The following is a 19458-nucleotide window of genomic DNA, read 5'->3' on the forward strand; positions in this document are numbered from 1 at the left end:
ACGGGCATACAGACCGATTGTCCAGTCTGCGTCCATATTCGGTTCACACGGCGTTTACTATTGTCCGGTGTTGATAGACAGTTGGTCCCAACGAGGGGGCGTACCCGGACAGTCGGATCGTTCGTGGTCGAGTTCTCATCGACTCCTTCTGATCGGCACAGCAGCATTGACCGTGCTGGTCCTGGGTGTGCAGGCGTTCGCGTCGTACAAGGGCTATCTCGGTCCGGTGGAAAGCCTGTTCGGTGACTACTTCCTCGTTCCTCGCTCGGCGACCATGCCCTGGGTGGGTCTCGCTCTCGCGCTGGTTGGACTGAACAACAAAGAACGCATCTACGCGGTATCCGCGGCCGTTGTCATCGACGTGGTCGTCGGCGCTATTCGCTGGTTCTCGGGTGGGCCGCTGACTATGGGCACCGGCGGCACCTGGGTACTGACAGCCATCGCGGTGTACGCGGTGTGGAAGTTGTCCGGCGAGCGTCGACTCAGCGTTCTGCACGGCGTCGCTCTCGGCGCGTTGCTCATCATCGCCGCCAAGGTTGCCGAGACGTGGCTGGAGATCACCATTCTCGTCGGTACCGACGTGTGGGACGAGTACGTGTTCCTCGCCGACCAGGCTCTCGGGAATCCGTCGTGGGTTATGGGCCAGATCGTCGACGCCATGGGCCCCGTCGGTGCAGCAGCCCTCGACTGGATCTACGTCGAACTGCCCGTCGCAGTGATCGTGGTTGCCCTCTACCAAGCACGTAAGGGATGGCCGTCGCATCACCTGCTGCGCACGTTCCTGCTCATCGGGCTGATCGGCCCGATCTTCTACGTCCTGTTCCCGGTGGTCGGCCCGGTGTTCGCCTTCGGTCCGCGTGGGTTCGGATTCCAGATCGGTGACTACTGGCCGAACATCGTGCCCAACTTCGACTTCGCATCACCGTCGTCGCTGCCGTTCGACGACGCCGCACCGCGAAACTGCATGCCGAGCCTGCACACCGCGTGGGCGGTCGCATTGTTCATCCACTCGCGCAGCGGGCCGTGGTGGATTCGCAGCCTGGGATCGTTCTGGCTCGTTGCGACCCTGACCGCGACGCTCGGTTTCGGATTCCACTACGGCGTCGACCTCATTGCCGGTGCCGTCCTGTGCTTGACCCTCGATGCGGCGCTACGGGATCCGGAGCGAGGCTGGGGGTGGTTCCGAGTGCGTCTGTTGATCGGTGGCTCGGCACTACTTGCGGGGTTGTTGCTCTCGTACCGGTTCGCTGCGGTGCAGATGGCCGAGTACCCGGCGATCTTCGGGCCGCTGCTGATGGCTGTCCTGGTTCTCATGTCGGTGGCGTACTTCGCAACCTTCTTCGCCCGCCCCGGCACTGCTCTTGCGGTGTGGGGCGAGCGCGACGGCGAGTGGGATGCCGCTACAGGAGAGAGTCCGGGTCTTCCAGCTCGTTGATCTTCATGAGGTCGTCCTCTTCGCGCTGTTCGCGGTAGGCGACTCGGCCGACACTGTGCGCGATCACGGGCGCGGTCAGCAGCGTGAAGATGCCCACCAGGACCAACATCCAGATGTCGACGCTCCCACGAAGCAGGAACACGGCGCCCATCAGAACCAGGATAAGTCCGACCACCTGAGGTTTCGTGGCCGCGTGCATACGACGCAGGGTGTCGGGGAAGCGAACGATTCCCACCGCGGCGGTCAGCGCGAGCAGCGCGCCGAGGAAGATGGAGATGGCCCCGATCGTGTCGAGGATGTTGCCGATCACTGGTCACTCACCCGGAAGCGCGCGACTGACACGGAACCGATGAAGCCGACCAGTGCCAGCGCCACGATCGCGGGAACGATAGTGGTGTCTTTGCTGTACGCGGCCCAGACGGCGAGTCCACACATCGAGACCGCGATGATCGTGTCCAGAGCGACGAGGCGGTCGAGTGAGCTCGGACCGTCGAGCAATCGGAACGTGGTCAGTACGGCGGCGATCAGCAGAATCACTCCGGAAATGATCAAGATGGTGGTGATGAACCCGTTCATGGTTGGTCCTCCTGCCGGGGTGCATCGAATTCGTAGTCGCGCTGGTGCCACGGGCTGGGTTGCCAGTCCGAATCACGTTCGAACGACGCGATGAACAACCGTTCGAGATCCTCCACTGAGCGGTAGAACGCGCTGACGGCTTTCTGCGAGCCGACGTCGAGCACGTGGACGTAGACGATGCGCCGGTTCTGGTCGATCTCGAGAACCATGGTGCCCGGGATCAGGTTCAGTACGTCGATGCACAGCGTGAGAACCAGGTCGGACTTGATCCCGAGTTGGTAACGCAGAACTCCGGTGACCGGCGGCGGCGACGGACGGATCGCCAGCCACGCGACCTGGATACTCGACTGGATCGCGTAGTACACGATCATCCACAGCAGGCGCAGAATCGACAACAGATGTACCCGACCCTCGACCGGTACGCGAGGGAGGGGAAGCAGGACCATGATGATCAGGCCGACGGCGAGTCCGCCGAAGATGTTGCCGAAACTGATGTTGCCCCACAACAGGATCCATACGACCATCAGCCACAGCAGGATCCCGACGCGGAGTACCTGTTCGCGTTTCATCGCGGAGCCTCCTCGGTGTTCGGGGCGTCGGTACTGGGAGCTACAGCAGGGTCGTCTGCAGCGACGGGAGCTTCGTCGACCGGCACGGGTCGGTGGTTGCCGAGAACCGCGTCGATGTAGATGGACCGGTCTTGCAGATCCTTCGCCGCTCTGTCGCTGATGTCGATGATCCGGCCTGCGAACACCGTCAGTGCCAGACCGACGATGACGAGCCCGACCGTCGGAATCAGCATGAAGACCGGGATCTTGCCGACGTCCTCGCGGTCGACGAACGCGATGTCCTCTTCGGACTCGTCGATCAGTGCTGACGGGCTGACGTCGGCGAGGTCACCTTCGGGCGCGTCGGCGCGGGCTCGCCAGAAGGCCTTGGTCCACACGCGGGCGACCGCGTAGAGCGTCAGCAAGCTGGTGATCGTGCCGCCGGCGACGAGGATCCAGGCCAGCGCGCTGGCGTCGGCCGCACCGGCCTGCAGGAGCGCGACCTTGCCGATGAAGCCCGAGAACGGCGGGATACCACCGAGATTCAGTGCCGGGATCAGGAAGACGATCGCGAGGATCGGGCTGGCCGCAGCCAGACCGCCGAGTCGGCGCAGCGACGACGACCCGGCTTGTCGTTCGATCAGACCCACGACGAGGAAGAGCGTCGTCTGCACGATGATGTGGTGGGCGACGTAGTAGATCGCGCCGGACAGCCCGGACGTCGTGGACAGTGCGATACCGAAGATCATGTAGCCGATATGGCTGACCAGTGTGAACGAGAGCAGACGTTTGATGTCGCTCTGCGCGATGGCACCCATGATGCCGACCACCATCGTGAGCAGACCGCACACCATCAGTACGTTGTCGAGTTCTCCTTGCGGGAACAGCAACGAGTGCGCGCGGATGATCGCGTACACACCGACCTTGGTGAGCAACCCGGCGAAGACGGCGGTGATCGGTGCGGGCGCGGTCGGATACGAGTCCGGTAGCCACGCCGACAGCGGGAAGACCGCAGCCTTGATGCCGAACGCCACGAGCAGGACAGCGAAGATGGCGGTTCGTGTGCCCGGCGGAATGTTGTCGAAGCGCAGGGCCATGTCGGCCATGTTGAGGGTGCCGGTCGCCGCGTAGGCGAAGGCGATGCCCGCCAGGAAGATCAGCGAAGACACCATCGAGACCATCACGTACGAGACACCGGCCCGAACGCGGTCGGCGCTGGCACCGAGCGTCAGGAGCACGAAACTCGCGGCGAGCAGAACCTCGAATCCGACGTACAGGTTGAAGAGGTCACCGGCGAGGAACGCGTTCGAGATACCGGCGGTCAATGCGAGATAGGTCGGCAGGAAGATCGAGACCGGCTGGGCCTCGCTGCCGTCGCGAATACCCTGACCGATCGCGTAGATCATGACGGCGAGCAACACCACCGACGAGACCACGAGCATCATCGCCGAGAGACGGTCGACGACGAGTGTGATGCCGATGGGGGAGTCCCAGCCGCCGACCTGAACGGCCGTCGTACCGTCGCGGTCGGCGAGGTAGAGCAGCAAGCCAGACACCGCGACGACGCCGATGAGCGCGATCAGTGTGATGACACGCTGGAAACGCGGACGTCGGCCGACAACCAGCGTCGCAGCTGCGGCCAGCATCGGGATCAGGACGGGCAGGGGCGCAAGGGCTCCCATCAGGTTGTCCGAGATGGTCATGCGCCGCCACCTCCCTCGATCTTGGTCTGGCGAGCGTCTTTGCGCCGCTTCTCGGATTCCTTCTTACGAGCAAGGTCGGTGGCCCAGTCGGGTACCGGTTCGTCCTCGAAGTCGCCGTCGTGGAGGTCGTCGTAGCATTCGATGTCCTCGAGGTTGACCAGTTGTTCGAGGGGAATAGGGTTGCCGTCCTTGTCGAATGCGTCGCCGCCGATGCTCGGGGCACCGGTGACCGGGTCGTCGGAGCGGTCGTGGTCGGGAGCGTCGGCAGGCAGGCGACGCTTGAGGATCTTGGTGTCCTCGGGATCGTCCTCGACGGCGTCGGCGGTGTTGATCTTGTAAGACCGGTACGCCAGTGCCAGAACGAAGCCGGCGATACCCATCGTGATCACGATGGCCGTCAGGATCATGCCCTGGGCGAGCGGATCCGCTATCTCCTCGTGGACCGAATCTCGACCGACGATGGGCGGATTCCCGTCCGATCCACCTACGGTCAGGATCAAGAGGTTGATGGCGTTACCGAATAGAAGTAGACCGAGGAGCATCCGGGTGATGCTTCGTTCGATCAGCAGGTAGACACCGGCCGACGTGAGGACGCCGATCAGGATCAGCATTCCGATATTTGCGCTCATGGTGCTTTCACCTCGATTTCTGCGTCGAGGCGGGCGCCGAGACTTCGGAGTACGTCCAGGACCAGGCCGACCACGATGAGGTAGACGCCCAGGTCGAAGAACAGTGCGGTGACCAGTTTGACGTGGCCGATGAGTGGGAGCGTGAACTCGAAGACAGCCGACGAGAGCGCCGGAGCGCCGAGGAACAGCGACACCAGGGCGGTGCCCGCGGCCAGCGCCAAACCGAGGCCGAGAATCTTGCCCGCGTCGATGGGTACGGCTTCACCGAGTTCGTAGCGGCCACCAGCGAGGTAACGCAGCACGAGGGCGAGGCCCGCCGTCAGGCCTCCGGCGAAACCGCCGCCGGGGGCATTGTGACCGGAGAAGAAGAAGTAGATCGACAACACCATGATGGTCGGGAAGATCAACCTCGTGGTGACCTCGAGAACCAGCGAACGGTGTCGAGGATCGATGAGGTCTCCGCCGCGCAACCACGTCGTGTCCGAGTTGGCGGCTGCCTTGTCGACGATGACGGAGGGGGCGTCCGCGACTCGCGGCGCGATACCGAAGCGGCGGTTGCGGAACACGAGGCTGGCGACGCCGGTTGCCGCGACCAGCAGCACCGAGATCTCACCGAGCGTGTCCCATGCGCGGATGTCGACGAGTAGGACGTTGACGACGTTCTTGCCGTTGCCCAGGTCGTAGGCCGCGTCGGGAAGCAGTTCGTAGATCGGACGAGTGTTTCTCGCATTGGTGGCGAAGGCCGCGATGGTGGTGACGGTGATACCGACGGCGACGGCGAGTGCGGCACGCGGCCACTTGAAGCCGATTGCCTTGCTCTCGTCGACCTCTGCGGGGAACTTCCGCAGTACCAGCACGAAGATCACGAGGGTCAAGGTTTCGACGAGGAACTGGGTCAGCGCGAGGTCGGGTGCGCCGTGCAGCGCGAACAACACGCCGCAGCCGTAGCCGGTGAGTCCGACGAGGATGACACTGGCGAGTCGGTTGCGCATCAGCGTCGCGGCGATGGCGGCCGAAATCATCATCAGCGCGATAGTGAACTGGATGGGTGAATCCCACATCCGAAGGTCGACTCCGCCGCCATCGGTGTCGATGATCAGCAGGAACAGTGGCACCACGACCAGCGTCGCAAGAATCGTCGACTGCGTGCGGGGGAGCGAACCACGCTGAGTGGCACCGGTCAGGCGCATCGAGATGGTGTCCATGCCGCGCAGGGTCGCGTCGTAGATACGGTCGGCGTTGCCGAGCGGCGGGTGCTCGAAATGCAGGCGGCTGATCTGACGCTGCGCGATGTAGAGCGCGATGCCGCCGGCGATGACGATGCAGGTGAGCAGCAGCGGAGTGTTGAATCCGTGCCACAGTGCGAGGTGGTAGTCGGCGTGCGGTCCGGGGGCCAGTGTGGTCGAGTACGGCGTCAGCAACTTCTCGAGTTGGGGCGAGAGAATGCCGGCGGCCAGACCGAGAACCGCGAGTAGGCCGGGCGCGAACAGGAACAGCCAACCCGGCTTGTGCATCTTGCTCACGGCCGGACTCGGCTTGCTCAAGGTCTTGCGTCCGAAGGCTCCCCAGATGAACCGGACGCTGTAGCCGACGGTCAGGATCGAGCCCAACACGATCACCGTGACGACGGCGATCGACGACCAGTGGCCGAGCGCGTTCGTTTCGAGAACTGATTCGAGTGCGGCTTCCTTGCCGACGAATCCGAGTAGCGGTGGTAGACCGGCCATGCTGGCGGCAGCGAGGCTCGCGATGATCGCGAGAGCGGGTGCCGCTTTACCCAGGTGAGCAAGTTTGCGCAGGTCACGGGTGCCGGTGGTGTGATCGATGATGCCAACGACCATGAAGAGTGCGGCCTTGAACATCGCGTGCGCCACGACCATCGTCATGCCGGCCAGGGCGGCGTCACGCGTGCCGATGCCGACCAGGACCATCATGAAGCCGAGTTGGCTGACGGTTCCGAAGGCGAGGACGAGTTTGAGGTCGTACGCGCGCATGGCTCGCCAACCGGCGAGGATCATCGACAGCAGACCCAAACTGATGATGGTGATGCGCCACGGCGGCGAATCGGCGTACCCGGGAGCCAGGCGTGCGACGAGGTAGATACCGGCCTTGACCATTGCTGCCGCGTGAAGATAACCGCTGACAGGGGTGGGTGCGGCCATCGCACCTGGCAGCCAGAAGTGCAGGGGCACGATTGCCGATTTGGAGAGCGCACCGATCAGGATCAAGACGATCGCGACGGACGGGAGCCACCCCGTCGGCGGGTTCGCGACCAGTTCGGACAGGTTGTAGCTGCCGCCGACCTGGCCGAGGATGATCATGCCGACCAACATCGCCAGACCACCGGCGGTGGTGACCAGCAGTGCCTGGGTCGCGGCGCGGCGACTGGTGGCGCGTTCGGCGTAGTGACCCACGAGCAGGAACGACAAGACGGTCGTCAGTTCCCAGAACACGTAGAGAAGCAGCATGTTGTCGCTGGTCACGAGTCCGAACATGGCACCCGCGAAGGCGACCATCTCGGCGGCGAAGATGCCGAGTCGAGGTTCGTCGTCGTTGAAGTAGCGGGCGCAGTAGATCAGGATCAGCGTGCCGACGCCCAGGACGAGCACGGCCATGATGGCGGAAAGCGCGTCGAATCTGAAGTCGATGTCCATCGACAGGCCGGGAACCCAGGTGATGTGCAGCGTCTCGACGGTGCCCCATTTGTCGATGACCCAGCCGAGGCTGGCGAGGGGGACTATCGCGAGGGGGAAGAAGCCGTTTCGCCCTAACCTGCGCACCACAAGCGGAGCCAAGAGGGCGGCAACGGCATGGGCAAGCAAGATAGCGAGCAAAAGGCACTCCGTCGTGTTGTCAGCGGGCGGCGGGGTGTCCGAACAAAATCGAACCTATCGGATTAACGAGACAATTCACCTAGTCGGAGAGGTTGTCTTTGCGTACATATTACCGGGCGTGGCAGTTTCGATGTGCAGCGAGTCGATTCGGACATCATCGGCACTCGCTGATACACGTAGGTTGGGCGACGTGAATTCGTCGACTCCCACCACGATCATCCGTACCGCCGCCCTTGCGCACATTCGTGACCGCAAGCTGATCCAGACCCGCTCCGTGGGCAAGACCGCGTTCTACATGGCCGGCGGAAAGATCGACCCGGGTGAGACGCCCGAGCAGGCACTGCACCGCGAAATTCGGGAGGAACTCGACGTCGATCTGGTCGACGGGACGGTCACGTTCCTCGACGTCTTCGAGGCTCACGCTTTCGGACATTCCGCGGACACGGGCCTGCACCTGAGTTGTTATCTGGCGGAGATGGCCGGAGACCCGCGCCCGACCAGCGAGATCGCCGAGTTCCGCTACTTCACGCTCGCCGAGTACGCAGCGATGGACGAGGTGGCGCCGGGATCACTCAAAGTGTTCCATCGCCTGGCGTCGATGGATCTGATCGACTGATCGGCGGAGGAACGGATCGATTGACTCGCCCCAAGCGCAGACTTGCATAGGCGCAGACGGCCACGATGATCAGTGCCACGGCGTCGAGTATCAGGATGTCGGTCGAGATTTCGAACGGGCCGACCGTCGTGATGCCGTTGAACGGCTTGTTCTCGTCGAGCGGCGTGTACGCGGTCCATCCGTAGTCGAACTGCGGATAGACGAGCAGGGCCAGCGCCGTCGGGCCGAAGATGACACCGAGTCCGACGAGGGCTCGTGACGCTCCGGTCCGCGGTGGCTCTCGGTACATCGCGCTGGCGATCGCGTACGTGACGACCGCAGAGGTGAAGGCGACAAGAAGATCGCTGATCGTGAGAACGTCACCGATCTTCGGCGACGGCGACGTGGCGTAGCTGACGATCCCGGCGACCGTCACCGTCAGGAGCAATCCGTAGCCGACGACCCGCGAGGGAGCGATCGCGCCGATTGCTGCCGCAGCGACGATGACGACGCCGATCACGACGGCGGTCGAGGCGGGGGTTTTCGACCATTCCATAGCTTCGGTTGCGGGACGGTTCGCCGAAACCGCCGCCAGAGTTGCGACGGCGGCGGTACACATCAGCAGGATTCGACCGCCGTCGCCCAGCACCCGCGCGCAGATCACCGTGATTACGAGCGCGACGAGTAGAAGGGGTACGGCCGCCGTGACGGTGGTGATCTCGAACCACCAATTCGCCGCGACCCCGAAGAGAGTGAGCACCGCCGCGATAGTCACCGGCCGAACGGCCATCCGTTCCTTGGGGTGGTCCTTGTCGAAATCGTGGAACCAGAACGCGGCGACGCAGGCGGCGGCCAAAGCGAGCGCGAGAAGTGTTGCCCCCAACACTGGTGGTTGAAACTGGTTGGTGTTGTCGGCGATGTAGTCCGCGTACCGCCGAGGAATTGCGTCTTCGTCCAGGAGTGAATCCGAGACATGCACAGCCACAATCGTTCCCGCGACCGAGGCAGCTCGAACCCGGGGAGCGGCAGCAACCGTCACCGCGCCGACAGCGACTCCCGCACCGACGGGCGAGAGTGCCTCGAAGTTGTGATCGTAGAGCCCGGGCAGTTCGAGGAGGAGCCCACCGAAGACCGTCATGGCCGCGGTCCGCAATCGGCAACGGGCCATCATCGCGGCTGTCCCGACCGCGACCACAGCCAAGACGCCTGCGCCGATGGTCGAGATGGACCAGAATCGGTCGCCCGTCGAAATCGACGTCGACTGGCTGTTCACGAACGGTGCCAAAGCGACGACGGTGACGACGAATGCCGTCACACCACTCAGTGCGACGAGCAGCGTCCTGCGGGCGATGGGCACTGCTCCAAAATAGTCAATCCGGTACCAGTTGCACCGCAATAGGAGGTCTCAGTCCGGTGACGGTGTGTCAACGGGGCTGCGGCGGCGGAGCGCGATCCCGGTGGCGACGACGACTACACACATCAGGAGTGCCGCGCCGTCGGAGCGTGGCGGATCTTCAGTTGCATCGACGATAACGAACGCGGCGTCGGCTCGGAAGGCTGCGTCGGGCTCGGTTGCGTCGACGTAGGCTCGCAGTCCGGACTCGTCCTGCAAGTACGTCGATGACGGATCGTGCTTGACGTACGTTGACGACACTGTTTCGATCTCGTGCTGCCCGATCGACATGAAGACCAGGGCAGTGAAAGGAACCGTCAACCCCAGCGCCCCGATGACGGGATTCGACGGCAGAACGGATCCGAGCAGCAATCCCGACCCGACGCCCAGCGCGACGATGCGGAGCAGCAGAGCCAGTTCGTGTTCGCCGTCGAAGATCCACTCCGACAACGGGATCGCAGCCAGCAGAGCCAGACCTGCGATCGTGCGATCCCGGTGTCGGGAACGCGACAAGCCGAAGACGACCGCGATGATCGCGAGGGCAGCGATCACCAACGGCGAGGTTCGGTCACCGTCGAGAAAGAAGCGGTCGGTCAGATCCGCGAACACCGTCGTGGCGGCGGCTCCAACAGCGGTTGCAGCCCAAAGGAATCCGCCACTGCCTGAAGTTGTGTCCAGTCTCCTCACACAGAACCAGGTCAGGGTGAGGACGGCGACGGTGGACGCGACCATGACCAGCCAACCCGAAAACGTCGGTGGGTTCTCTTGCCGGTCGACGACCGAACTCAGAATCCGTTGGGTGATGGCGAGGCCGGTGACAACTGCCAGAGCGGCTGCGGCGACGCCCGGTTCGCTTTCGCTGATCCGCAATTCGGAGTCGTCTGTCACTGCGCACGCCACTGCGCAGATCAGGGTCAGCAACAGAAGTGCCCAGGCAGGTTCGCCGATGGACGACGTGCTGACGGGTACCAAATCGCCGGTGGACGATTGCGCGGCCAACCACGTCGACACCACGCCAATGATCAGCAGGTTGCGTCCGAGGCGGCTGTCCCACGATACGGCGACAGCGCCGCCCAGGATGAGTCCGGCTGCAATGGTTTTGGCGAAACCCAGAACGCTCAGCAGATCAAGACCGACTTCTTCGGCGACGAGGAATCTGATCAGAATCAGCACGACGACGCCCGTGTACACAAACGCCCACGCACGCCTGCGAGAACGGCGGTGCTGGAGATACGCGCAGGCCCCTACGGCGACGATGGCACCCACCACGACGCTGGTGGATTGGCTGCTGATCCATTGGTCGATCTTCGACTGCGGTTCGGTAACAGGCCATCTCATTCGCGCTGGGTTCGTCAGCGCCAGGGCGGCAAGGATTCCCGAGAGAAAGGCCGCGAGGGCGCCGGTGCATGACCGGAGGTCGATGGTCATCGGTCTGTCCCGATCAGGCGGTCTCGGTGGGTTCCGATACCTCGACGGGTGGGTGGGATCGTCGAAGGATCGCCGCACCACAGAAGCCGATGATCAGGGCGAAGAGGATTGCAGTGCCGACGGTCTGAGGGGTGACGTAGTCGATGGTGATGCCTATTCCGCGTCCGAATAGTCCTCCGTTGGCGCTGACGTGCGCCGGGATGGGAAGTTCCATCAATCGCTGAATGTCTGCCGCTGTCAACTCTGGCGGCGCGGTGAGCTGATCGGTGAGAATGGCGATCGACGAGAAGGTCATCGCGGCAAAGGGAATGGCGAGTCCGAGTGTGGCGTCGACCAGGCTGCCGGGAGCAAGGGAACCGAACAGCAAACCGGCGGCGAGGCCCAGCGCGGCGATCTTCAGCGCGATTGACCAGACGCCGTGCGCGGAGTCGAAGGGCAGTAGTTCTGACAGTGGAACCGCAACGAGAACGGCGATGGGCACGAAGTTTGGCACCTGCTTGTGCAGTCTCAATCCGACGGCAACCGGCAGGGCCGCGAAAAGCACCAGTACCCAAGGGGACTTCAGGTCTCCCCAGTGGCCGGAACCCTTCGCGATGTCGACGAAGAGCGGGGCCGACGCAGCGGCCAGTGCGGTTGCCGCCCAGAGGAACTTGCCACCAGCACCGGAGGCGTCGCCGAGGCGGTAAGCGGCGATCCACGTCAAGGCGAGCGCAGCGCCTGCCGCCAAAACCATGACGATCCAGGCGGTCGCCTCGGACGCGTATTGCTGGCGGTCGATCACGGCGCCGAGCACTCGATGCCCGATCGCCAGCGCGGTGATCACCACGAGAGCGATGCGGATTTCACCCGAGTCCGGCTTGCGAATCCGGAAGCCGGCTTGCGCGGTCACTGCACAGGCGATTGCTGCTGCGGCCGTGGCGCCGATCAGCCACCACGACGGCTCACCCACCGAAGAAGTCGTCATCCTGGCTGTCCCACCGGCGAACGTGCGGATCGCGAGGAAGGTGGCGAGCACGCCGAGGAGTGTCGCGTTCTTCGTGGCAGTGCGGTCCCAACTGACGGCAACCACGCAGCCCAGAATGGTGCCGGCTGCAACACTTTTGACGATGATCAATGCGATCAGCAGGTCCAGTGACGCAACTTCGGGTACGACTGCCCGAACGATCGCGATGACGGCGACGCCGGCGGCGATCGCGATCCACGCCGCCCGACGGGACCCGCGACGCTGTGAGATGGCGCAGGCAAGCACGGCGATCACGGCGCCGAGGCCGACAGCAGTCGGTCCGCTGCTGATCCAGCGATCTACTTCCGACGGGGAGGCCACGATGGCCCAGTCGCGAAGAACGGGATTGGTCAGGGCCAGCGCCGCGAGTATCCCGGACAGGAGTGCAGCGACGGTGGTGAGGATCGCTCGAAGGTCGAGTGGCATCGGGCCAACCTATCGCGGCGCCGCAACATCGGTCGTGGGCGGCGTGAGTGCCGGAAACCAGATGTCGGTGAGAACGTCTGCTGCGACGTCCGCACCCGCGGTGATCGCGCCCTGTTCCGCCCACCGAATGAAGAAGCGCTCGATCTGTGTCAGCAGGAGCTCGACCCGGAGTTTCGCCTCGTCGTGTCGGCTCTGCGGCCAGCGTGCCAGGTACGACGGCATCGCGTTGGGCAGTGCGGAGATGCCTTCGCGTGCCAGTGTTCGGAATTCGGGTTCGAGGACCATGGCCTCGTCCCACGCCCGCATCATGTGGTGGTGATCGCGGCACCAGTCGAGAGCGCGGTTGATCCAGCCGGCGAATTCTTCGCGCGAACCGGAATCGAGTACGTGGTCGAGATCCTGGAATATCGCGAGCGTGCTGGATACGACCGTGTTCGAGCCGAGGGCCTTGAGTATGTCGATCTTGCCGGGGAAGTGCAGGTAGAAGGTGGCGCGGCTGCAACCGACCCGGCCGGCGATGTCCTCGACGGTGACAGCTGCGTATCCGCGTTCGGTGAAGAGCGCGCCGGCGGCATCCACGAGGTCTGCGCGGGTTCGCTGCTTCTGCTTCTCTCGCAGCGTCAGTCTGCCGGAGGTATCTGTCATTACCGGGATCCTAGTGCCGCGGGGGCTCTCACGGGTCAGTTGCACGAGACTCTCCGTCTTTCACTTGACAGTCTGTTAGTGAAAGCTACTCTGTGGTGTAGCGCACAATCGACCGATCAGAGGACGCCATGACCATCTCGGACACAACTCGCACGCCTGACCTACCGGCCGGATTCGACGTCACCGATCCTGCTGTCCTCGGGGAGCGGATCCCTTTCGAGGAATTCGCCGAACTGCGTCGAAGCGCGCCCGTGTGGTGGTGTGAGCAGCCGCCGACCGTTGGTGGATTCCAGGACGAGGGCTACTGGGTGGTCTCGCGTCACGCTGACGTCAAAGAGGTCAGCCAGCGCAGCGATGTGTTCTCGAGCTGGGAGAACACCGCGATCGCGCGTTTCGCCGACGACATGCCACGTGAGGCCGTCGAGATGCTCCGGCATCTTCTGCTCAACAAGGATGCGCCGGAGCACACCAAGCTCCGCAAGCTGATTTCGAAGCTGTTCACGCCGCGCGCGATCAACGGCATGCGCGACGAATTGGATCGTCGTGCGCGCAGCATCGTCGACACCGCTGTGAGCGAAGGCCCGGGCGACTTCGTGAAGCAGGTTGCCAGCGAGCTGCCGCTCCAGGCGATCGCGGATCTGATCGGTGTACCGCAGGACGATCGGGACAAGCTGTTCAAGTGGTCCAACGAGATGATGGGCTACGACGACCCGGAATACCAGGGTGATCCGGCAGTCGCGTCCACCGAGGTCCTCGGATACGCGTACCAAATGGCAGACGCGCGTCGTACCTGCCCGGCAGATGACATCGTCACGACTCTGGTCCAGGCCGACATCGACGGCGACGCTTTGAGCCCGGAGGAGTTCGGGTTCTTCGTGCTCATCCTGGCGGTCGCAGGGAACGAGACCACCCGCAACGCCATCACGCACGGAATGATCGCGTTCCTGGACAACCCCGAGCAGTGGGAGCTGTACAAGAAGGAACGTCCCAAGACGACGGCGGACGAGATCGTCCGGTGGGCGACACCCGTCACCGCCTTCCAGCGCACCGCGCTCGAGGACACCGAGCTGGCAGGAGTGTCGATCAAGAAGGGGCAGCGCGTGGTGATGCTGTACAGCTCCGCGAACTTCGACGAGGACGTGTTCGATAACCCGATGACGTTCGACATCACTCGTAACCCCAATCCGCACTTGGGCTTCGGCGGAACGGGCGCGCACTTCTGCATCGGTGCAAACCTCGCTCGCATGGAGATCGACTTGATGTTCAACGCGATTGCCGACAACGTCCCGGACATCACCAAGATCGGTGATCCGCGCCGTCTGCGCTCGGGTTGGATCAACGGCATCAAGGAGTTCCAGGTCGATTACAAGAGCACAGGCTGCCCGGTCGCTCACTAGAGTCGGTAGGTGAGAGGTACACCCCACGATCTCGAGGAGCCACCGCATGACTTCGATCAACGACAAGGCAACTGCTCTATTGGCGTTGCACCAGCCAGGTAACCCGGTCATTCTCCCGACGGTCTGGGACGCGTGGTCGGCGAATCTTGCGGTGGCTGCCGGTTTTGCAGCCCTGACGGTGGGCAGCCACCCGGTTTCCGATTCCATCGGCAAGCCGGACAACGAGGGCATCACCTTCGACGAACTTCTGCACCGGATCAAGCAGATCACCGGTGCGGTCGACGCCCCGATCTCGGTGGACATCGAGGGTGGTTACGGGCTCGAGCCGGCAGTTCTCATCGACGGGTTGATCGATGCCGGCGCTGTCGGACTCAACATCGAGGACACCGTCCACAGTGAAGGCGGACGCTTGCGTGAGGCGCAGGAGCACGCCGACTTTGTGGGTGGGCTTCGTCAGGCCGCCGACGCAGCCGGAGTTCACGTTGTCGTCAACGCGCGCACCGACCTGTTCGTGAAGCAGGTCGGTGACGAGTCCGATCGTGTCGATCGCGCCATCGCACGCCTCAAGCTGGCGGCCGACGCCGGCGCCGACGTTCTTTACCCCGTCGGGCGGCATGACGACGCGACCCAGCGCCGCCTGACGTCCGAACTTCCACTTCCGATCAATGCGATCGGAATCCCGGACCAGGACGATCCGGCAAGTTTCGGTCCGCTCGGAGTGGCACGTGTGAGCTTCGGTCCGTTCTTCCAGATGGCATTGGCCAACCGTGCGAACGAGATCTTGGGACGCTGGAAGTAAGAATGCAGACACTGATGTCGCCCGGCCCGCTTCTCGACGATCGTGGACATTTGGTCGAGACGGGTTGGGCCCCATCGGAAATTCGCAAGTATCGACGCTCTGCGATCACCGCTCCCAAGTTCCGGATCAAGGAGTGGGACTACTACTGCGTTCTTACTGCGGATTACGGCATCGCGTTGACCGTCGCCGACAACGGGTACATGGGCTTGCTCGGAGTCTCCTGGCTCGATTTCCGAACACCACACGAGATCACCGAAAACGTGATGCTGCCGTTCCCGATGGGAAGACTCGGTCTGCCCGAAAGCGCGGACGACGGTGATGTGGTGGTGTCGAAAGGTAAAGCTCGCTTCGAGTTTCGCCATGTGGACGGTGGGCGCCACTTGATTGTCGACTACCCGGCTTTCGACGGTGGACGAGGTCTTCATGCCGATCTGTTCCTGGCGAGTCCTGCCGATGACCGGATGGTGATCGCCACACCGTTTCCGAAGGCGTCCCGTTCGTTTTACTACAACCAGAAGATCAACTGCCTGCCCGCTGCCGGGACCGTGCGAATCGGGAGCGACGACTTCACATTTCGCTCGGAAGACTCGTTCGGCGTTCTCGATTGGGGCAGGGGAGTCTGGACTTACGACAACACCTGGTACTGGGGTTCTGCATCCGGACTGGTGAACGGCGAGCGGTTCGGATTCAACATCGGTTACGGCTTCGGCGACACTACGGCGGCCAGCGAGAACATCGTGTTTGTCGGTGGTCGGGCACACAAACTGGACAGGATCGACTTCGGCATCCCGCAGGGAACGTACGACGGCGCTCCGTGGAACTTCTCGAGCAACGATGGTCGCTTCGAGATGACTTTCGAGCCGATCATCGACCGTGCCGCGACTTTCGACGTCGGGGTACTGCGTTCGATTCAGCATCAGGTGTTCGGAAAGTTCTCCGGCACAGTGATCCTCGACGACGGTACCTCCGTGGTCGTTCGAGATCTCCTCGGATTTGCCGAGGAGGTTCGGAACCGCTGGTAGGCCGTACATCTCCGCGAAGATGACGGAACGCAGCATGGGCACCGGGGCATGATCGTGCCCCGGTGCTCGCGTTTTCAATTTGTGCCCGTTCAGGCTGCTGTCGGTGGGCTGTTCCCGCCGATCGGCTGTTGATATGGATCGATCGACATCGGTGGATAGAACACCGTCTTTCGATCCGGGCCGATCTCCACCCGCCACTCCGTGTGGTGCAGYGTCCGATGATGGTGACCGCACAACAAGATCAGRTTGTCGAGATCTGTTGGGCCRCCATCGTTCCAGTGAACAATATGGTGAGCATCGCACCACCCCGACGGTGTCCCGCACCCCGGGAACGCACACCCACCATCACGAACCGCTAACGCCCGCCGCTGCGGCACCGTCGCTGTTCTTACTTCCTTACCGCAGTCGAGCGGAACACCATTCTCATCCAACAAGATCCGCGTCACGGTGCAGTCGCAGGCCAGCATCCGGGCAGTGTCGATGCTGATCGGGCCCACCCAATCCGTCCACGCGAACCCCAGTTCATCGGTCGACGGCAGGAGGTCTTTCAGAACTTTAAGGTCCGTCATGTCTTTCGCGGACGCGGTGACCGTGATGTGTGGTTTCACTCCGCCTTCGATCGGACCCAACCCCGCCCGCTCATACCGGCGCAGGAGTTCGCAGAACCCGTCCGCCCGTCGTAAAGCAGGCGTGCGGGTGTCCTTGACACCGTCCTTCTCCGGCGTCGGAGCCGACAAACTCGACAACAACGTGATCAGACGGGCCCCGTTGACCGCATCCAGATCACCCTTCACAGTTACTCTGCCGTACAGGCCTTTCGAGGCGTAGAACTCGTTACGTTCGGAATCCTCGCCGACAGGGACGCCATCCTCGCGCTTGCCGTACTGCTTCTCGATCCGCCGAATCGCCGCCCGCACCGCATCACAATCCGCAATATTCTTCGACGCCAACCCGAGCAGAATCCCCCGGGCCTTGTCCACATCCGCCAGGGTCATGTTCTTCGGCGGATGCTGACAAAACGACGCCACCTGACGCGCCTTCAACGCATCCACATCACCACGATGAAACGCATCCGCCACAACAGGTTCGAGCATCAACAACCGCGCCAACCCGACCAGCAGACTGCACTCACCGATCTCCAAATTCGTCGAACCATGCAACCACTGTGCGATCGCCCGAAAACCCTTCCCGCCGAGAACCTCACGGGAAAACATTTCCACGATCAACAACACCATCCGCGACTGCAACTCGTGTCGGACACGCACCAGATCCAGAACCTCACTCTTGAGGTCCTCGCCATCCAGCTGCCATGCTTCCCGACTGTTCATACCGAAAGTTTAATCGAACATACTTTCGAGAGCCAGGGACAAAACGGACTACTTTGAGTTCGAGATCAGCCGATCGCGCTCAGGTCTCCGTACACCGTCCGACCCTCCAGGATGGTGGCGAGCACCGTGATGTCGGCCAGCCTGGTCGGCTCGACGTCGAGGGGATTCGCCGACAGCACAACAAGATCCGCGTAGGCACTGGGATAGATGGACCCGATGTGATCTTCGCTGAACAGCTGCCACGCGGCGTTGACCGTATGGGCGCGCACGGCGGCGTCCACGGGGATCCGTTCCTGGGGTGCCACGACGCGGCCGCTGGGCGAAAGCCTGGTGACAGCGTCCTGCATGTTCCGTAGCGGATTGGCGGGGGTGACGGGACCGTCGTTGTGGAAGGTGAACCGTTGCCCGGCCGCGAGTGCAGATCCTGCTGCGGCCCAGACGGATCCGTATTCGGGGCCGAACAGGTCATCCACCAGAACGTCACCCCAGTAGTGCAAGTGGTCGATGAAGATGCTGACCGTGACGCCCAGTTCCGCTGCGCGGACGAACTGATCCGGACGCATCGCGCCGACATGTTCGAGGCGCAACCGGTGATCGGGCCGGGGATGCTCTTTCAGTAGCTGTTCCCACGCGTCGAGAACCATGGTGATCGCGTCGTCGCCGTGCGCGTGGCACGCCATCTGCCACCCTTTGGCGAAGTAGGCGGAACTGATGTCGTGGATCTGTTCGCCGGTGTAGTTGGCGTGCCCGTGCGTGCAGGCGATCCCGAGCGCGCGGGTGGCTTCGGTATCGAGATACGGGAAGCTGGTGGCGATGTTGCCGACCCACGGTGAACCGTCGGACCAGACCTTGATGCCGATCTGGCGCACCAGGTCGTTTCCGTCGCCCGGTGACGCCTCGGTAGTGCGTCCGTCGTTGGACATCTCGTAGAGCCGCAGGCGGGTGGTGAGCAGTCCGGCGTCGGCTATCGCGGCCAGGGCGGGCCGCATCTTGGGGTCGAACGACAATTCGGCGATGGTGGTGATTCCCGCGGCGTTCAGCCGGGCGCATTCGGCCGCCACCAGTGCGGGGAAGTCGTCACCGATGGTGACTGCGTGGCCCGCGACTGCGAACACCGCAGGCATTTCGTACGCGGCTCCGTCGAGTGCGCCCGTCGCGTCGTGGCCGTACGATCCGCCGATCGGATCGGGGGTATCGCGGGTGATGCCGGCCTGTACTGCTGCCGCCGTGTTGAAATACGCGACGTGACCCGAGTTGTGCATGATCACGAGCGGGTACTCCGGCGCTACGGAGTCCAGCCAGGCGATGGTCGGATCGGGTAGGCCCTTCTGCAGCAACGGGTCCCAACCGTTCAGAGAAGCACCGGCAGCACCTCGCGAACGAACAGTGTCGACGACGGCAGCGACTACGGCATCCGCCTCGGCGATCGTGACAGGCCGGATGTCGACGACGTCAGGCCCGAGAACGATGGCTTCTTCCAGGGGGTGACCGTGCGGCTCGATGAACCCCGGCAGAACAGCGGCACCTCCGACGTCGACGACGCGGGTATCCGGCCCCACCAGTTCCTCGACGTCCGTGCGCGCGCCGACGGCCGTGATCCGGCCTCCCGTCACGGCGAGCGCCTGGGCGCGTGGTGAGTCCTCGTGCATGGTCACGATGTCGCCGTACAGAACCAGATCAGCAGCCATGGTCAGTCC

The 19458-nt window shown here is 63.3% G+C and carries 17 protein-coding genes; 5 read left to right on the plus strand and 12 right to left on the minus strand.

Going from position 1 to position 19458, the window contains the following annotated elements; all coding sequences use genetic code 11:
* Positions 1–67: 67 nt before the first annotated feature.
* Positions 68–1435 (plus strand): phosphatase PAP2 family protein, encoded by a 1368-nt coding sequence (locus AC1DVN_RS17070; protein ID WP_019744497.1) that lies wholly within the window; start codon positions 68–70, stop codon positions 1433–1435.
* Here the strand turns inward: AC1DVN_RS17070 and mnhG are convergent.
* From mnhG to AC1DVN_RS17100, 6 genes are read right to left on the minus strand one after another with little or no spacing between them, the layout of a single operon-like run.
* Positions 1401–1745, minus strand: coding sequence for a monovalent cation/H(+) antiporter subunit G (gene mnhG / locus AC1DVN_RS17075; protein ID WP_003945045.1), 345 nt, complete (start codon positions 1743–1745; stop codon positions 1401–1403). The genes AC1DVN_RS17070 and mnhG overlap by 35 nt on opposite strands.
* Positions 1742–2011, minus strand: coding sequence for a monovalent cation/H+ antiporter complex subunit F (locus tag AC1DVN_RS17080; protein ID WP_003945061.1), 270 nt, complete (start codon positions 2009–2011; stop codon positions 1742–1744). Before AC1DVN_RS17080 ends, mnhG begins: the two co-directional genes overlap by 4 nt.
* Entirely contained in the window at positions 2008–2580 is a 573-nt protein-coding gene (locus AC1DVN_RS17085; RefSeq protein WP_003945063.1) for a Na+/H+ antiporter subunit E, read from the minus strand. Before AC1DVN_RS17085 ends, AC1DVN_RS17080 begins: the two co-directional genes overlap by 4 nt.
* Positions 2577–4262 (minus strand): Na+/H+ antiporter subunit D, encoded by a 1686-nt coding sequence (locus AC1DVN_RS17090; protein WP_021343340.1) that lies wholly within the window; start codon positions 4260–4262, stop codon positions 2577–2579. Before AC1DVN_RS17090 ends, AC1DVN_RS17085 begins: the two co-directional genes overlap by 4 nt.
* Positions 4259–4891: a Na(+)/H(+) antiporter subunit C gene (locus AC1DVN_RS17095; RefSeq protein WP_019744495.1), complete on the minus strand. Its 633-nt coding sequence runs from the start codon at positions 4889–4891 to the stop codon at positions 4259–4261. Before AC1DVN_RS17095 ends, AC1DVN_RS17090 begins: the two co-directional genes overlap by 4 nt.
* Entirely contained in the window at positions 4888–7725 is a 2838-nt protein-coding gene (locus AC1DVN_RS17100; RefSeq protein ID WP_019744494.1) for a Na+/H+ antiporter subunit A, read from the minus strand. Before AC1DVN_RS17100 ends, AC1DVN_RS17095 begins: the two co-directional genes overlap by 4 nt.
* Positions 7726–7915: 190 nt before the next feature.
* Here AC1DVN_RS17100 and AC1DVN_RS17105 point away from each other — a divergent pair, with 190 nt between their 5' ends.
* A complete protein-coding gene (locus AC1DVN_RS17105; RefSeq protein ID WP_477994066.1) occupies positions 7916–8341 on the plus strand; it encodes an NUDIX hydrolase in 426 nt (141 codons plus the stop codon).
* On the opposite strand, the gene AC1DVN_RS17110 is transcribed toward AC1DVN_RS17105, so the two are convergent.
* Genes AC1DVN_RS17110 through AC1DVN_RS17125 form a run of 4 tightly spaced genes read right to left on the minus strand, consistent with a single transcriptional unit; the run spans position 8298 to position 13215 of the window.
* Entirely contained in the window at positions 8298–9677 is a 1380-nt protein-coding gene (locus AC1DVN_RS17110; protein WP_020906696.1) for a hypothetical protein, read from the minus strand. The two genes, AC1DVN_RS17105 and AC1DVN_RS17110, sit on opposite strands and share 44 nt — an antisense overlap.
* Positions 9678–9725: 48 nt before the next feature.
* A complete protein-coding gene (locus AC1DVN_RS17115) occupies positions 9726–11141 on the minus strand; it encodes a hypothetical protein (protein ID WP_477994067.1) in 1416 nt (471 codons plus the stop codon).
* Positions 11142–11154: 13 nt separating this feature from the next.
* A complete protein-coding gene (locus AC1DVN_RS17120) occupies positions 11155–12570 on the minus strand; it encodes a hypothetical protein (protein ID WP_259119916.1) in 1416 nt (471 codons plus the stop codon).
* Positions 12571–12579: 9 nt separating this feature from the next.
* Positions 12580–13215 carry a TetR/AcrR family transcriptional regulator gene (locus tag AC1DVN_RS17125; protein ID WP_020968862.1) on the minus strand — a complete coding sequence of 212 codons (636 nt, stop codon included), beginning with the start codon at positions 13213–13215 and terminating at the stop codon, positions 12580–12582.
* Between the two features lie 128 nt (positions 13216–13343).
* Between AC1DVN_RS17125 and AC1DVN_RS17130 the strand changes: the two genes are divergently transcribed.
* The 3 genes from AC1DVN_RS17130 to AC1DVN_RS17140 are packed head-to-tail and all read left to right on the plus strand — an operon-like array spanning position 13344 to position 16433.
* The gene (locus AC1DVN_RS17130) at positions 13344–14612 is read left to right on the plus strand and encodes a cytochrome P450 (protein ID WP_020968863.1); all 1269 of its coding nucleotides are present in this window, start codon (positions 13344–13346) and stop codon (positions 14610–14612) included.
* A gap of 46 nt (positions 14613–14658) precedes the next feature.
* Positions 14659–15411, plus strand: coding sequence for an isocitrate lyase/PEP mutase family protein (locus AC1DVN_RS17135; RefSeq protein ID WP_007730096.1), 753 nt, complete (start codon positions 14659–14661; stop codon positions 15409–15411).
* Positions 15412–15413: 2 nt separating this feature from the next.
* Positions 15414–16433 carry a DUF2804 domain-containing protein gene (locus tag AC1DVN_RS17140; protein ID WP_029254792.1) on the plus strand — a complete coding sequence of 340 codons (1020 nt, stop codon included), beginning with the start codon at positions 15414–15416 and terminating at the stop codon, positions 16431–16433.
* An 89-nt stretch (positions 16434–16522) separates the two neighbouring features.
* On the opposite strand, the gene AC1DVN_RS17145 is transcribed toward AC1DVN_RS17140, so the two are convergent.
* Both AC1DVN_RS17145 and AC1DVN_RS17150 read right to left on the minus strand, forming a co-directional pair.
* Positions 16523–17761: an HNH endonuclease signature motif containing protein gene (locus AC1DVN_RS17145; protein WP_477994068.1), complete on the minus strand. Its 1239-nt coding sequence runs from the start codon at positions 17759–17761 to the stop codon at positions 16523–16525.
* A 65-nt stretch (positions 17762–17826) separates the two neighbouring features.
* The gene (locus AC1DVN_RS17150) at positions 17827–19449 is read right to left on the minus strand and encodes an amidohydrolase (protein WP_477994069.1); all 1623 of its coding nucleotides are present in this window, start codon (positions 19447–19449) and stop codon (positions 17827–17829) included.
* Between the last annotated feature and the right edge of the window lie 9 nt (positions 19450–19458).

This window comes from Rhodococcus sp. P4_E4 (genome assembly GCF_056401575.1).

Coding starts and splice junctions, on each gene's coding strand:
- AC1DVN_RS17080 (WP_003945061.1), bottom strand. CDS start 2,011: ATGAACGGGTTCATCACCACCATCTTGATCATTTCCGGAGTGATTCTG.
- AC1DVN_RS17085 (WP_003945063.1), bottom strand. CDS start 2,580: ATGAAACGCGAACAGGTACTCCGCGTCGGGATCCTGCTGTGGCTGATG.
- AC1DVN_RS17090 (WP_021343340.1), bottom strand. CDS start 4,262: ATGACCATCTCGGACAACCTGATGGGAGCCCTTGCGCCCCTGCCCGTC.
- AC1DVN_RS17095 (WP_019744495.1), bottom strand. CDS start 4,891: ATGAGCGCAAATATCGGAATGCTGATCCTGATCGGCGTCCTCACGTCG.
- AC1DVN_RS17115 (WP_477994067.1), bottom strand. CDS start 11,141: ATGACCATCGACCTCCGGTCATGCACCGGCGCCCTCGCGGCCTTTCTC.
- AC1DVN_RS17120 (WP_259119916.1), bottom strand. CDS start 12,570: ATGCCACTCGACCTTCGAGCGATCCTCACCACCGTCGCTGCACTCCTG.
- AC1DVN_RS17125 (WP_020968862.1), bottom strand. CDS start 13,215: ATGACAGATACCTCCGGCAGACTGACGCTGCGAGAGAAGCAGAAGCAG.
- AC1DVN_RS17130 (WP_020968863.1), top strand. CDS start 13,344: ATGACCATCTCGGACACAACTCGCACGCCTGACCTACCGGCCGGATTC.
- AC1DVN_RS17135 (WP_007730096.1), top strand. CDS start 14,659: ATGACTTCGATCAACGACAAGGCAACTGCTCTATTGGCGTTGCACCAG.
- AC1DVN_RS17140 (WP_029254792.1), top strand. CDS start 15,414: ATGCAGACACTGATGTCGCCCGGCCCGCTTCTCGACGATCGTGGACAT.
- AC1DVN_RS17150 (WP_477994069.1), bottom strand. CDS start 19,449: ATGGCTGCTGATCTGGTTCTGTACGGCGACATCGTGACCATGCACGAG.